The sequence below is a fragment of the Prevotella phocaeensis genome (assembly GCF_900065875.1).
GTDB classification, from domain to species: domain Bacteria; phylum Bacteroidota; class Bacteroidia; order Bacteroidales; family Bacteroidaceae; genus Prevotella; species Prevotella phocaeensis.
This window is the reverse complement of record NZ_LT160621.1, coordinates 41386-56942: the sequence shown is the minus strand read 5'-3', so window position 1 is coordinate 56942 and position 15557 is coordinate 41386. Positions and strand designations below refer to the sequence as shown.

The 15557-nt window shown below is 46.1% G+C and carries 9 protein-coding genes; all 9 read left to right on the top strand.

Going from position 1 to position 15557, the window contains the following annotated elements; all coding sequences use genetic code 11:
* Positions 1-282 precede the first annotated feature (282 nt).
* The 9 genes from BN3912_RS02610 to BN3912_RS02565 all read left to right on the top strand — a co-directional run bounded on the left by BN3912_RS02610 (position 283) and on the right by BN3912_RS02565 (position 15512).
* Positions 283-3519 carry a SusC/RagA family TonB-linked outer membrane protein gene (locus tag BN3912_RS02610; RefSeq protein WP_064972257.1) on the top strand — a complete coding sequence of 1079 codons (3237 nt, stop codon included), beginning with the start codon at positions 283-285 and terminating at the stop codon, positions 3517-3519.
* A 6-nt stretch (positions 3520-3525) separates the two neighbouring features.
* Positions 3526-5451 carry a RagB/SusD family nutrient uptake outer membrane protein gene (locus tag BN3912_RS02605; RefSeq protein ID WP_023984528.1) on the top strand — a complete coding sequence of 642 codons (1926 nt, stop codon included), beginning with the start codon at positions 3526-3528 and terminating at the stop codon, positions 5449-5451.
* Between the two features lie 18 nt (positions 5452-5469).
* Positions 5470-7029, top strand: coding sequence for a DUF1735 domain-containing protein (locus BN3912_RS02600; protein ID WP_023984529.1), 1560 nt, complete (start codon positions 5470-5472; stop codon positions 7027-7029).
* A 516-nt stretch (positions 7030-7545) separates the two neighbouring features.
* Entirely contained in the window at positions 7546-9174 is a 1629-nt protein-coding gene (locus BN3912_RS02590) for a malolactic enzyme (protein ID WP_023984530.1), read from the top strand.
* A 297-nt stretch (positions 9175-9471) separates the two neighbouring features.
* Complete coding sequence (metA, locus tag BN3912_RS02585) at positions 9472-10389, top strand: homoserine O-acetyltransferase MetA (RefSeq protein WP_023984531.1); 918 nt, start codon at positions 9472-9474, stop codon at positions 10387-10389.
* Between the two features lie 30 nt (positions 10390-10419).
* Complete coding sequence (locus BN3912_RS02580; RefSeq protein ID WP_023984532.1) at positions 10420-12306, top strand: peptidase U32 family protein; 1887 nt, start codon at positions 10420-10422, stop codon at positions 12304-12306.
* Complete coding sequence (locus BN3912_RS02575; RefSeq protein WP_023984533.1) at positions 12293-13303, top strand: hypothetical protein; 1011 nt, start codon at positions 12293-12295, stop codon at positions 13301-13303. The genes BN3912_RS02580 and BN3912_RS02575 overlap by 14 nt, the downstream gene beginning before the upstream one ends.
* A gap of 226 nt (positions 13304-13529) precedes the next feature.
* A complete protein-coding gene (locus tag BN3912_RS02570; protein WP_023984534.1) occupies positions 13530-15029 on the top strand; it encodes a hypothetical protein in 1500 nt (499 codons plus the stop codon).
* 36 nt (positions 15030-15065) lie between these two features.
* On the top strand, positions 15066-15512 hold the full coding sequence (locus BN3912_RS02565; protein ID WP_004368292.1) for a hypothetical protein: 447 nt from the start codon (positions 15066-15068) through the stop codon (positions 15510-15512).
* The last annotated feature ends 45 nt before the right edge of the window (positions 15513-15557 follow it).

Here is a 15557-nt window from a genome sequence, read left to right as displayed (position 1 = left end):
TTATTGCCTTACTCATCCATTTTTTCTGATGACCGATAAAAATGAGGTGGATTATTTTCTTCTTTCTGTCGAATTGTCTATGTTATTTCAACATTGAAAAAATACAAATTATTATAAAAAATAATAATTGATATGGCTTTTAATTTTAAAATGCTTGTATTTTTTTATGTAAAAATCTATATTTGTAACCAGTTATCCTGAATAATCAAACGACCGATTAATGAAAACTTTTGATTAGACTTAGATTAATTAACAAAAAATACTTAACTAAATAAAAATATCATGAATGAAAAATTGAAGAAGGATTTGTGCATTAAAAAAGGCCATTTCTTGACATCTATGAGACTTTTAGCCTTGTTCTTGTTTTCAGGAGTGAGTCTTTTTCTTAATGCGAACAGCAACAGGAAAGAGCGAGGAGTCTTATCCTATGTGGTTGAACAGCCAGATGTAAGAATATATGAACAAGGGAAAAACGCCGATATTCTTCGTCAGGTGCAGAATGAAACTCGTATGTTAACGGGTATTATTACGGATAAAATAACGGGGGGAGAACCGCTTGTCGGAGTAACTATTCAAGTAAAAGGAAAGCCCAATTTAGGTTGTATTACCGATGTAAACGGGCGTTATAAACTTACAGGAATTATTTCTGATGACGATATAACCATCTCCTATATAGGTTACACAACAAGAACATTGAGAATAGGTAATGTGGGTGAGTTGGATATCCAACTGACTCCGGCAGATGCCCAGATGGGTGAGGTGGTGGTAATAGGTGCAGGTACGCAACGCAAAATATCTGTAACGGGCTCCATCTCTACCGTTTCGGGAAATGATTTGCGTACGCCGAGTTCTTCGCTTACCAATAACCTTGCCGGCAAGTTGGCCGGTGTAATCGCCAAAACAAACAGCGGCGAGCCCGGCTCAGTGGGCGAATTCTATATTCGCGGCGTATCAACCTTTGGCGGACGTACACGGCCTCTCATTCTTTTAGATGATGTAGAAATCTTTCCCGGCGACCTTGATCGCATTCCGCCAGAGACCATTAAGAGCTTTACCATTTTGAAAGACGCTTCGGCTACGGCCATTTATGGTGCGCGTGGTGCTAATGGCGTAATGATTATAACAACGAAGACGGGCGAGAAAAATACCAAAACTGCCATTAACGTAACGCTGGAAGCCTCGTATTTGCATCCGGTGAACCGTGTGAAGTTTGTAGACGGACCAACTTATATGCGTATGTATAACGAGGCATTAATTACTCGCCATCCGAGTGCAACCCCGAGATATTCCGAAGATGCGATTGAAAATACAATCAAAGGAGTAAATCCTTATGTGTATCCGAATGTGAATTGGTACGACCAACTGTTTAAAAGTGGATGTTTCAATCAGCGGGCAAATCTCAATGTGTCGGGCGGTGGAAACAGAATTGCTTATTACATGAGCTTGCAGTCGAACCATAACACGGGATTGCTGAATACGCGAAACGGCTACGCGTTCAATAATAACTATAATAACTGGGAGTATATTTTTCAGAATAACCTGACCTATGATCTCACGAATACCACGAAAGTTGGTCTTCGAATGAATACGCAAATAGGTAATACAAAAGGACCTAATATTGCATCGCGAGACCTTTTGTGGGATACATTTCAAAACGATCCTGTAACATTCCCTGTAATGTTCCCCGCACAAGAGGGCGATAAACATATTCGTTTCGGTAATGCCGTGATGAGCGATAGTCGTTTGTTTGTGAACCCCTATGCTAAAATGTTGAGCACTTATCGGGAATTAAATTACGCAACATTCAACACCTCGCTGAACGTTACCCAAGAGTTGGATTTTATAACCAAGGGATTAAACGTTACTGCATTGGTGAATTGGAAACAATATGCAAGCTCCAACTATTCACGCTCCATCACACCTTATTATTACAGAGTGGTAGACGGCAGCTGGCAAGCGAGTGATCCCAATGCGTTTGAAACGGAACTTTTAAGGAGTGGTACCGACTTTATATCACAGTCGGATATCACAAAACACAATGATGATACGTTCTATTTTGATGCTCGCTTGAACTATAGCCGGCGTTTCGGCGGACATACTGTTGGCGGCATGCTGATGTACATGATGCGCGAATACCGCGAAGAAGTGTATCCAAGTAGGAACCAAGGCCTCTCTGGTAGATTTACCTACGATTACAACAATACCTATTTGGCCGAAATAAACTTTGGGTATAACGGAACCGAACGCTTGGCTAAAGGGCAACGTTTCGAGTTCTTTCCGGCAGCATCGATCGGTTGGGTGGTTAGTAACGAGAAGTTCTGGAAGCCCGTTTCAAAATATATTGATTTTCTGAAACTCCGTTGTAGCTATGGTCTTGTAGGAAACGATGATACTGGAGAGGATGCAGGGGCAGCCCATTTCCTCTATATAAACGAGGTGAATGTAGGAGGCGGGAGTGGTTATACTACCGGCCCGTACAACGGTTCTCCGTATAATATTACTAAACATGGTCCTGGTGTTGCTCGTTATGCAGTGGAGGACGCTCATTGGGAGCGTGTTAAAGAGTTTGATCTTGGACTTGATCTGCGTTTGTTTAATCAATTAGACATTGTTTTCGATTATTTCCATCATAAAACCGATCGTATCTTAATGCGTCGTGGTTCCTTTCCTACGATCTTAGGTTATTGGTCGGCCATTCCTTTCAGTAATGTTGGTAAAGTAGACAATAAGGGTTTCGAATTAGCTGTAGTATGGAATACGAATATCAATAAGGAATTGCATGTGGAAGTACGAGGTAACTTAACCTATAATCAAAACAAATATGTGTATGTAGACGATCCGGATTATCCTTACGTATGGCAAACGAGAACAGGCAAACCATTAAGTCATTGTATCGGATATATTGCCGAAGGATTGTTTAAATCGGAAGAAGAAATAAGATTGCATGCCGATCAGTCGGGCTTGGGCAGCACGCCCATGGTGGGTGATATTAAGTATCGTGATGTGAATGGAGACGGAAAGATTACCACAGAAGATCAAGTGATGATTTCGGAATATGGAAGTTTGCCACGCATGCAGTATGGAATAGGTGTAAACCTTACATGGAAAAAGCTGGACTTCGGCGTGTTCTTCAACGGCTCTGCCAAGACTAAGAAGATTTTGCAAGGCTTCCAGCCTTTCCATGCTAATAACAGCAGTCAACGTACTGTTATGCAATGGGTGGCCGATAGCTATTGGGCAGAAAACAATCCTGATGCAAATGCGGGCTTCCCCCGTCTCGGACTTTCCGAGAGCGACGATGCTAATAACCAACCGAATAGTACGTTTTGGTTGCGCGACTTCAGCTTCTTGCGCTGGAAGACTCTAGAGATAGGCTATTCGTTCCGTTATTGTCGCCTTTACTTCAGTGGCGATAATCTTGCTGTGTTCAGTCCTTTCAAGTATTGGGATCCGGAGATTTGGTGGAATTCCTATCCACTTCAGCGAACGTTCAACATAGGTGTACAAATTAAAATTTAATGAATTATGTTTAGTTTGAATAAGATAAAGAAAACGTTGGGGGTATTATTGTTGTCGGTCTTTGTGCTGACTTCATGTAATTATTTGGATATTGTGCCGCCGCAAGCTCCCGATTTTGATGATACAATGAAAGACAGAGATGCCACATTAGGCTTCCTGTATTCTTGCTATACGGGCATTCCAGCTATTTATTTAGATTGGTTCTGTCAGTATTTCGGGGCAGCCGACGAGTATGTGGAGCCGCAATTGTATGGGCATCGAGAGCAGTTTGTTTCTTACAACCAGATGACGCCGTCGAACCATACGGAGTTTGGGCCGTGGACAAACTGTTATAACAATTTAGGTCAGTGCCACCTATTCATGAAATATATAGACGTGCTGCACCCCGATAATGTGTCGGAAGCGGATAAAATTCGTTGGAAAGCAGAGATTAAATTCTTGGAGGCTTTCTATCATATGCAGCTGTTGAATGCTTACGGGCCTATTCCTTTGGTAGATCATTATATTCCGCAGAACACGGCCAAGACCGATTTTCCCGGGCGTAGTCATTATGATGTATGTGTGGATTCTATTTGCAAATGGTATGATGACGCAGCTGAACATCTGCCTCCCACGGTGTCTGTAGAAGAATTGGGACGTGCTACTTCTACGGCATGCAAAGCGCTTAAAGCCCGCGTGCTGTTATATGCAGCATCGCCATTATGGAATGGTTCGTTTCCTTATCCTAATTGGGAGAACACGGTTTATGAAACTCCCGGGCGGGGAAAGGAGCTGGTTAGCCGCACTGCTGCCCCCGCCAAATGGCAAAAGGCTTTGGAAGCATGCAACGAGGCTATTGACCTTGCGGTGAACGAAGGCAAAAGAGAATTGTTCGATGTAGCGGCTTCAGAGGTCTTAAGAAATAACGATCAGCTTTCGTTGCCTGATTATAACGGTGCTGATGAAACCTTCAGAAAGAAAGTCATGTTGATGCGTTACCTCATGACAACTACCGAAACGGAAGGCAACAAGGAGACGATATTTGGTGTAATTACCACAGAAGTGAACTCAATGCTGATAAGTATTCCTCACGGAGTTACGCTGAACGGAAGTGGAAACCCCATTGGTGGATGGGCAGGTATGTCGCCCACACTTTACACGATGTCGCACTTTTTTACCGCGGATGGCAAGTTGCCCGAACGCGATGGTAATTTTTACCCGAAAGCAGACTGGCTGCAATCTGCGGGATTGAGCAATGCGAATATTATTAAGCTACACGATAAGCGAGAACCTCGTTTCTATGCATGGATGTCTTTCGACGGCGATGTGTACGGAGAGGTTATTTCGAACGGAGATCCTTTAACTGTTAATATGCTCAGTGCTGCTAGACTTGGTCAGGGATATAATCCCTCTCGATATCAACGTGATAATAACCAGACGGGATTCATCAACAGGAAGTTTATTCAACCCAACGTCAAATTTAGGCAAGATGGTGGAAACAACATACGTATGGTGCCATTCCCCATCATTCGTTTGGCGGAACTTTACTTAGATCGTGCAGAATGCTATGCCAATGTAGGGAATGTTCAGAAAGCGTTGGATGATTTGAACGTGGTGCGTGAGCGTGCAGGCGTTCCTTTGCTGACAACTGCCGACATCACCACCGATCACACTTTGATGGACATGGTGCGCGAAGAGAGGTTCGTAGAGTTGTGGGGCGAAGCCCATCGCTATTACGATTTACGACGCTGGATGCTGGCACCCGATTATCTGAAGGCTGGCCGCTTCGAGGGATTGAATGCGCTCGAGAAAGTGAATCCGTCGTTTACGGAGTTCAATCAAATTAAGCGTATTGATCAGCCTTTCCAGTGGAACGATCGTATGTACATGCTCCCAATTGCTGCCAGCGAGGTTTACAACGATCCTAATCTAAGGCAGTCGCCAGGCTATTAACCATAAAATAAATTTACGATGATGAAAAAGTTAATATATTATATTCTTCTGTTGTTTATGTGCATGGGCGTGGCCACATCGTGCCGTAACAGCGACTACGATTTACAAAACTTGGTACCCGACGCCTATCACAAGGTAGCTTATGTGAAAAATTACGGACAGCATAACCTATCGTTGTTTACCACGCAAGCAACGGCCACCGACACGTTGATTGTGCTAAAGGGTGGAAGTGAACCGAATACAAGCGCAACGTATCACATGAGAGTGCTTTCGCAAGAAGAGCTGGACAGTGTATACAGCGGTGTGCAAGGAGCAGATTATAAGCTGATACCACAATCGGCGTTTACTTTCGAGAGTGGCGAGGATATTTCTTTTGCTGCGGGTGAAGCGGGAAAGTATTTTCCGGTGAGCTTCAAGCCCATGGAAATTTTCCAACTAATAGAGGCCAACCCGAGTAGCAGGTTTGTGTTACCATTACAGTTAGTGAGCACAACCGATAGCGTGAACGCCGATATGTGCAGCGTGTTGTATTTACTGGACGTGCGCAGCCCTATGATTTCTTTCGCCGAGAAACAGATCGACGAAATGATGATATATAAATCGCTCGACGTGGTACTGCCTATGAAGATACAGAATTGTGATGCCAACAAATGGAATATCACCTGTACGATCGACGTGACGGACAACGCGCAGGCGGTGGCCGATTATAATTCTTTTCATGGCACGAGCTACGAATTGTTACCTTCGAATGCCTACAGTGTGGAGAACCTTTCGTTTGCAACGGGCGCGCTTACTGCCGAAGCCACGCTCAAAATCAATCGTGCGTATCTGGTGAGCGATCACAGTTATCTGCTTCCGTTGAAGATCGGTTCTTCTTCTATGGGTGATCAAATGCAGATCGACGGTACTTACACGTATGTGATGATAGGCAACCCCCGTTTTGCAACGCGCGAGGTGGATCGTTCCGACTGGCAGGTAGTGTTCTGCAACAACGATAACGCCATAGGCGGATCGGAGGATAATGCAGGCATTGGTGCTATTTTCGATAATAACAACGGAACATTCTGGCACACGGGATGGCAGATTCCCGACGCCTCCTCGTTCTCGCACGGCGGTGTTTCGGGCGATGATTACGATTATAGTCACTCGCGTAATTACCATGCTTTTAAAGGGCATCGTGATGCTGACAAAACTGTATTTGTGATTGATATGCGCAAGGCGCGTCACATTATTGCTGTGGGAATTACGCAGCGATCGAACTTCTCGGATTTCCATACGGGCGACGTGATGCTTTCGGCCGACGAGCAGTTCCTTTTCAAGCCTGTGGCCGACGGCGGAAATTTGAGCGACTATCATCAGGTAGCACTCAACAATTGGCAGAAGTTACTAACGGTGGATGCACCCCACGACGGCGAACCACACTGGTTCGACGCAACACAAACGGTGATTAATGCCGGTGGCGTGAAGGGAAGATTCGTAAAGATGATGGTGCGAAGTTCTTACCGTGGCCAAAATGTTAGTTTGGTGGAGTTCCGGCTCAGAGAGCTGCTGGCTATAGATGGCGTGGCAGTGGAATAGATGATAGGGACGTCTGTCAATCAGTATTTCTTCTCTGCTGTGCAGTGATACTGGTATAAGGCATTCGACATGAAGTCGGGCGACAAGCTTTATCTGCCCGAAAGCGAGCGTTTACAACTATGGTAAGTTGTTAGCGGAAAGACATATTTTTATACTTAGAACATCAAATGGGCGTGAACACTCGGTAGCGGAAGAGGAACCGCATACCGAGTGTCCACGTCTTTTTATTATTGCCTTACTCGTCCCTTTCATTTCATCAATCGCCGAAGAAACACCATGTTATGCAGACAGGCGGCCTGCCTAAGCACGATAGAGGCAATGGTTATACCGCTTAGAAGCATAGCCTTATTAACTGTCACTTTATACCTGATGGAGATTTTTACTCGAATTAGAAACCGATAGTCATTAAAATTATGAAAAAACGAGTTCTCTCTATATTCGCCTCTTCTATTTTTTGCTATATTTGCAAACATAAACAACATGGGCGCTATTGCCCGAAATATAAAAATATAACTTATGAAAACAGCTCAAGAAATATTGAATGATCCGTTCTGCAACAAGGGAACAGCATTCACATTGGAAGAAAGAAAGGCACTGAACCTTACAGGGGCGTTGCCGTCTGTAGTACAAACACTTGAAGAACAAACAGTGCAGACCTACAAAGAATACCAGAGAAAAGCTACCGATTTGGAGAAACGTGTCTATCTGATGACGCTGTTTAACACCAACCGCATTCTTTTCTACGCCTTGATGTCGCGGCATGTGGCCGAGTTTATGCCTATCGTTTATGATCCTACAGTGGCAGATGCCATCAGACAATACGATGAATTGTTCATGAAACCGCAGGATGCAGCGTTCTTATCTATTGATTCTCCCGACGATATAGAACAATCCTTGAAGAATGCGGCGGGTGGTAGAGACATACGACTCATTGTGGTGACCGATGCCGAAGAGATATTGGGTATCGGCGACTGGGGTGTCGGAGGAGTGGCAATCTCTATTGGTAAACTGATGGTTTACACGGCTGCTGCAGGCATCAACCCTAATCAAGTACTGCCGATGGTACTGGATGTGGGTACCGATAACCCTAAGTTGCTCGCTGATCCGTTATATCTTGGCAACAGGCATCCTCGCGTGCGTGGCGAAAAATATTATGATTTCGTGGATAAATTCGTTACTACGGCCGAGCAACTCTTTCCGCGCTTGTACCTTCACTGGGAAGATTTCGGGCGTTCCAATGCCGCAACGATTTTGGAAAAGTATCAAGATCGTATCACAACATTCAACGACGACATACAGGGTACGGGCATCGTGGCGCTTGCAGGTATTCTCGGTGCCCTGAATATTTCGAAAGAGAAATTCGTTGATCAGCGCGTAATGGTCTTCGGAGCCGGTACGGCCGGTGTGGGTATTGCTACGCAGATATACGAGGAGTTTCTGCAACAAGGGCTTTCAAAAGACGATGCCTGCAGTCGTATCTACTTGGTGGACAAGCAGGGAATGCTGTTTGACGATACCGTAGGACTGACCGATGGGCAGAAACGTTTTACTCGCCATCACGCGGAGTTTGCCGATGCAACGGCGTTCACCGATCTTTATAGTTCTGTTAAGGCTGTGCATCCTTCCATCCTCATCGGTACATCGACCACGCCACACATGTTCAGCGAGCAGGTTGTCAAGGAAATGGCGTCGGCTGTGAACCGCCCTGTAATCTTCCCGTTATCCAATCCTACTGAACTGGCAGAGGCCACTGCGGAAGATCTTATCCGTTGGACAGACGGTCGAGCGCTTGTTGCTACGGGCATACCCAGTGCTCCTGTTGTGTATAATGGTGTAACTTACGACATCGGACAGGCCAACAATGCCTTGATGTACCCGGGATTGGGACTCGGTGTAATAGCCTCTACGGCCAAGGTGGTCAATCAGGCGTTGCTGTCGGCTGCCGCACATGCCCTCGGTGGAATGGTCGACACCTCGAAATCTGGTGCTGCTGTATTACCTCCGGTGGACAAACTGACGGAATTCTCCGAGCATATCGCCGTGGTTGTAACGGAGAATGCTATCAAACAGGGCATAACAAAGGAAAAGATAACAGATGCCCGAAAAGCTGTAGAAAATATCAAATGGCAGCCTAAGTATTCTTGACAAACAGGCACGTTTGGTGTCTGCATCATTTCAATTCACTGTGGAGAAAGCGTTTGTTTTCTCCATAACAGATTTGTTATTCTATGGTGAAAGGCAGGTTGCATGGCTTTCTCTGCTTCCCGTTCGTTTGGAGTGTCGCCGATTTGTAATCTGTTTTTGCAGCTCCGTAACCCCTTCTTTCCCTACTTAATTGTCTCGTTGCTTACTATAATTCGGATTTATATTGTATCTTTGCAGTTGAGGCGTGGCGTGCGAACCTGCGTCACGAATTCAGAATGAAAACAGATTGATGAACGAATGCCATTAAGATTACCCGATAAACTGCCGGCAGTAGACCTGCTGAAAAAGGAAAATATCTTTGTTATGGACGAAAGTCGTGCCCACAGGCAGGAGATCCGTCCATTGAAGATTGTGGTGCTGAATCTGATGCCGTTGAAGATTACGACAGAAACAGATTTGGTACGGTTGCTTTCCAACACGCCTTTGCAGCTCGAAGTCAACTTCATGAAGCTGCGTAGTCATACTCCCAAGAACACTCCGGTGGAACACATGATGATGTTCTATAAAGATTTCGACGAGTTGGCAAAGCAGAATTGGGACGGTATGATTATCACCGGTGCGCCCGTGGAGCAAATGCCGTTCGAAGAAGTAGAGTACTGGGGCGAGCTTAGCAAGATATTCTCTTGGGCGCGCAACCATGTTACGAGTACGCTGTATATCTGTTGGGCGGCGCAAGCCGGACTGTATTATCATTACGGTATACCCAAATATCCCTTGAAAAAGAAAATGTTTGGCATCTTCCGGCAATATCCTTTGATGCCCGAGCTACCCATCTTCCGCGGTTTCGACGACGTTTTTTCCATGCCGCAGAGCCGCCATACGGAAGTTCACCGCGAGGATATCGTGGCGAACAACCACCTCACGCTCATCAGCGATTCGCCGGATAGCGGTGTCGGAATGGTGATGGCGCGCGGTGGGAGAGAATTTTTTATTACCGGACATCTGGAATATGCCTCCGATACGCTCGACAAGGAGTATAAACGCGATACAGGGAAACGGGGCGATGTAGAAATGCCTGTGAACTATTATCGCGACGATGATGTGCGCAACGAGCCCTTGGTAACGTGGCGGGCCCATGCCAATTTGCTCTTCAGCAATTGGGTGAATTACTACGTTTATCAGGAAACACCCTACGATATCAATGATATCAGATGAGGTATTTGCAAATAATAATGATTTTCGTTTATGCGTAAACTCGAGCTGTTGGCGCCGGCCAAAGACCTTGCATGCGGCATTGCAGCCATCGATCATGGCGCTGATGCCGTGTATATCGGTGCAGATCGCTTCGGTGCGAGGGCTGCCGCAGGCAATTCCGTGGTAGATATAGAGGTGCTGTGCAGCTATGCCCATCGGTTCGGAGCAAAGGTTTACGTCACTATCAATACCATTATTTACGAAGAAGAGCTTGCCGTCACCCGCGATATGATATGCCGTTTGGCAGCATCGGGCGCAGATGCACTGCTCGTACAGGATATGGCGGTAGTGGAGATAATGACTACATTGCGGCGCGAGAATGCCGATATGAAGTTGCCGGCACTGCATGCTTCCACGCAAACCGATAACAGAACGGCCGAGAAGGTGGCATGGCTGAGGTCGACAGGCTTCGAACGTGCCGTGCTTGCCCGTGAGCTTTCGGCCGCCGAGATTGCCGAAATCCACGGTCGGGTGCCCGGTATGGAGCTGGAAGTATTTGTGCATGGCGCCCTTTGTGTGAGCTATTCGGGTGTTTGTTACGCCTCTCAATATTGCTTCCGTCGGTCGGCCAACAGAGGAGAGTGCGCACAGTTCTGCCGCATGAAGTTCGACCTAATGGACTCGGATGGCAGGGAAATCGAACATCAGCGGTATTTGCTGTCGCTAAAGGATATGAACCGGATTGACGATCTCGAACTGCTTGCCGATGCCGGAGCGTGCTCTTTCAAGATAGAGGGCAGGCTGAAAGAGGCGGATTATGTAAAGAATGTGGTCTCGGCATACAGTAAACGACTGAACGAAGTCATAGCAAGACGTCCGCAAGATTATCGACGCGCTTCGCTGGGAAAGGTAGAATATGCCTTCGAGCCCGATCTGAAAAAGACTTTCAACCGTGGTTATACCGATTATTTTCTACATGGGCGACGGCCCGACATCTACTCTCCCGACACGCCGAAGGCACTTGGCGAATATGTCGGATGCGTGAAAGAATTGCGCAACAACAGCTTCAATGTGGCGGGAACTGCCGTGTTCAGTAATGGCGACGGGCTTTGCTTCATTAACAATGAGCACGAACTGGAAGGCTTCCGCGTGAACAGAGTAGAGGGTAACCGGCTGTTCCCGTTGAAAATGCCGGCACACCTGCGCCCGAGATTTGCACTGTATCGAAACAACGATGAGGCTTTCGGAAAAATTCTCTCGCAGCGGACAGCCGTGCGAAAGATACCGATTAGCATCGCATTCGGCACTACGGAAAACGGCTTCAATCTGTCTGTTACGGGTGAAGGCATTGTGCCTGTGACCAAGATATTGGCGATGGAAAAGCAGAAAGCCCTGAAACCGCAGCGCGAAAACATACTCAATCAGCTCGGAAAACTCGGCAATACGCCCTACGAGGCGCAGCAGATAGAGATACGAGAGGAGGCAGACAGATACTTTGTACCGTCGAGCAAACTCGCCGAATTGCGCCGTGCAGCGATGGAAAGTATTGTACCCGCGGCCGATCGGCAGCCCTCGCAAGTCTTTTCTTCGGCCGTTTCACCAGTAAAATATTGGCAACCCGAATACGAACAACACCCCTACCTTTTCAATGTTTCCAACCGTCTGGCCGGCCGATTTTACGCAGATCGCGGCATTAGAGACATTGCCTCGGCGTTCGAAACATCGCATCTTCACGGCACGTCAGGTGCATCTCGCCGGCCCGACCTGCTCATGCAATGTCGTCATTGTCTGCGTTTCAGCTTGGGATATTGCGTGAAATACGGCGGAAAAAAGCCCTTCTGGCGCGAACCCTTGTATCTCAGATTGGCAGATGGGCGACGTTTTCGCCTGCAATTCAACTGTAAAGAATGTCAAATGAACCTATATGCAGAAAACTAAGAAGTTTACCGTAAGCCTGTCGGCACTTTGGGTTGTATCGGCGCTTTTGTTGCTTTCGTCGTGTTATCATAAGAAAACGGCTAAGTCGGATGCGCTGGTTCAGTACAGCGAACGGCAGCTCGATTCGCTTTCTTTCCAAAGTACGCACCACTATACCAATAACTATAACTTTATTGTGAAGAGCGACTCCTTGGTGTTGTTGAAGCAACAACCCGAAGAAATGATATCGGGTTTGATGACCGACTCGCTGGTTCTTCGCCGACACGAGCACGTGGTAGTAGCCGATATTCGTATGATTTCTACCGATAGCATCGACTCCGTGTGGGTACAGTTAGCCAGCGATCAGCACACATTCGGGTGGATACACGAGACCGAAATGCTGCCCAAAGTGGTACCCGACGATCCTATATCGCAGTTCATCTCTACGTTTTCCGATGTTCATTTGCTCATCTTCTTGGTCGTTATCAGCATCATAGCCGTAACTTATTGGATACGTAAGTTGCTGAGGCAGCGGGCGCGTATCGTGCATTTCCGCGATATAGACTCGTTCTATCCCACGTTGCTGTGCCTTCTCGTGGCCTCCTCGGCGGCACTCTATGCCTCTATACAGATGTTCGCCCCCGATGTTTGGCGGCATTTCTACTACCATCCCACGCTCAATCCCTTCGGTGTACCCGCCATACTGTCGGTATTTCTCCTTTCCGTATGGGCTATGCTGATAGTGGGCATTGCTGCTGTAGACGACGTGCGCCATAGGTTACCGTTCGGTGAGGCTGTGCAATATCTGAGCGGACTGGTGGCTGTATGCGCCGCAGACTATATTATTTTCAGTATTTCCACCTTATACTATATAGGCTATATCCTGCTTGCCGTTTACTTTATGTTTGCTATTCATAGGTACGTGGAGTATGGTCGTGCCCGATATGTGTGCGGAAATTGCGGTGCAACGCTCTCGCATAAAGGCCGTTGTCCGCATTGTGGAGCCGTTAATTCCTGACATGATCCTTCTTTCGTTTGCATTTGTGTAAGGAACAGAAGTGTGCTCTAACGCAGATAGAAGCATGGCCTGAGTGCGATGTACGGCCGTTCTATTCTTATCGTATCGCCTGTTTATAAAGCCAATAAGGTGTGATAGAGTATTAAAACTTTATGTAAAATGGGCGTAGTATGATGTTTTTTGATTACTTTTGCAACAATATACTTTTTATAAACGTCATATCTGCATGAGAAAGATATTGAAAAGCCTCTTCTATATAGTGCTTTTGACAATCATAACAGTAAGTTTTAGCAGTTGTGGAAACAGGCAGAAAAAAGATTTCAACTTAATGCTCGTCAGCTTGGCGGATAAAGATCAGACCATCGACCGTAACGATTGGCAGTCGATTGAATACTATCTTGACGCCAACAAGGCCCAACTTAAAGAATTTTACCACGACGGACAACTCGACATAGAGGCTGTGAAAAGCTATATAACCGAACTGTTCGAGCACAGACGTCCGGCTAAAAAGATCTCGTTCGTGGGTATAGGAGGGCGCGAATATCTTGCCGTTAACTTCTATCTTGAACGCTCCGGTTCGATGATTGCCTACGATTCGCCGGCGGGAGACGGTTCTTTTAAAGCGGCTATCGTGTCGATGCTCAACAGTTTACCGAACAATAACGAAGACAATAAGATATATATTGTAAACAGCAGCATCAATGCCTATCCGCAAGGGTTCCGTAAGTTTATTGCAGATAGCGATATATTCGAGGCTACAAAAGGTATAGGCGATGCCGGATATACCGATTTTGGAGCTATCTTCGGCAATATTCTCAACAAGACCGGCAATGATGAATTGAGCATCTTGGTTACCGATATGATTTACTCGACCAAGGATATGGCAGGCGTTAATCCGCAGAAAGTATTTGCCGAGGCACAGGGAATGACCAACGCAGTGTTCAAGGATGAGGTTAAAAACCGGGCTATGCTCATCGTGAAAATGCGGGGTTCGTACAACGGACTTTACTATCCTTACAACTCTCCTTCGAAAGGGTATCGGTACGATGGGTATCGCCCGTACTACATTGTTGTGGTTGGAAGCAACGACAATATAGCCCGTTTGACCAAAGACAAGAATTATATGTCATTCGCGCGTTTTGCTTCTATGCGCGGATACGAAAACATGTATCTCTTCGAGACCGACGATGTGTACAAGCCTTATTGCTCTCTACTTCTGAAACATGGTAGTATTCGCGGCAGATTTCGCCCCGAACGTGGACAGAACACCCAAATACATGCCATTGAAGATGTAGAACCCGACCGTAACAGCGGAGACATTCGTTTGGCTTTAGCTGTAGATTTGTCGGGTATGCTTATTGATGATCAGTATCTTACGGATAAGGCCAATTACCGCATAGATGCCGATGACAAGATAGAAATCAAGGAGATACGTCGCATCGGTAAAGGTGATGTAACGCCGGCAGAAAAGAAATATATCGGCAGTGCTACGCATCTGTTCATCTTGTCGGCCGACCGGATAACGCACGAGCAGGATGTAAATATCAGGCTACTTAACCGTATGCCGCAGTGGATTACCGCATCGTCGAGCGACGATGATACCCATGTCGATAGCCGTACTACTTTCGGGTTGAAGTATTTGCTGAATGGTATTTACAGCAGTTATGAGAAATATTCCGACGGCGAACCTTATTATTTCCGGCTGCAGTTGAAGTTTAAAAATTAAGCAATGGGCCAACCTAAAAGAAATTAATCTTACGAAATGAAAAGAAATACTTTATTGCTGATAACGGGAATTGTACTTACAGTCTTGTTTATCATATTTTCCACTACGGTTTTAGAGGCCATGTATTACGAAGATGAGTTCTCTGTAGACATGTATAACCAAAATCTTTATTTTATCGTAGCGGTTATTTCGGCGGTAGAGGCATGGGCTTTTGCCGGAATATACTATTATGTAATCAACAGTGTGAGTTTCTCCCGATGGTATCATTGGCTGTTGGTGCTGGCGATTGCGGCGGTATCCGTTCCGATAGAAATTTATGTATATCTGAATGGAGTGTTCGATACGGAAGGCGTATCTTATTCTTCTCAGCTCTTAAGTTTTAGCGTGGTAGTAATGGTGGTAGAGGCTCTGCTCTTCGTATTGGCGAGCTATTCCGTGCGTTGGTGGTCGTCTAACTGCAGGCATACCCCTATTCCGGAATAATAACAGGCGCTTTGCGTCGACGTCTGCATGCAGACATAAAGATAT

Excerpts from the sequence above, each read along its gene's own strand:
- BN3912_RS02610 (WP_064972257.1), top strand. The coding sequence starts at position 283 with ATGAATGAAAAATTGAAGAAGGATTTGTGCATTAAAAAAGGCCATTTC.
- BN3912_RS02605 (WP_023984528.1), top strand. The coding sequence starts at position 3,526 with ATGTTTAGTTTGAATAAGATAAAGAAAACGTTGGGGGTATTATTGTTG.
- BN3912_RS02600 (WP_023984529.1), top strand. The coding sequence starts at position 5,470 with ATGATGAAAAAGTTAATATATTATATTCTTCTGTTGTTTATGTGCATG.
- BN3912_RS02590 (WP_023984530.1), top strand. The coding sequence starts at position 7,546 with ATGAAAACAGCTCAAGAAATATTGAATGATCCGTTCTGCAACAAGGGA.
- metA (WP_023984531.1), top strand. The coding sequence starts at position 9,472 with ATGCCATTAAGATTACCCGATAAACTGCCGGCAGTAGACCTGCTGAAA.
- BN3912_RS02580 (WP_023984532.1), top strand. The coding sequence starts at position 10,420 with ATGCGTAAACTCGAGCTGTTGGCGCCGGCCAAAGACCTTGCATGCGGC.
- BN3912_RS02575 (WP_023984533.1), top strand. The coding sequence starts at position 12,293 with ATGCAGAAAACTAAGAAGTTTACCGTAAGCCTGTCGGCACTTTGGGTT.
- BN3912_RS02570 (WP_023984534.1), top strand. The coding sequence starts at position 13,530 with ATGAGAAAGATATTGAAAAGCCTCTTCTATATAGTGCTTTTGACAATC.
- BN3912_RS02565 (WP_004368292.1), top strand. The coding sequence starts at position 15,066 with ATGAAAAGAAATACTTTATTGCTGATAACGGGAATTGTACTTACAGTC.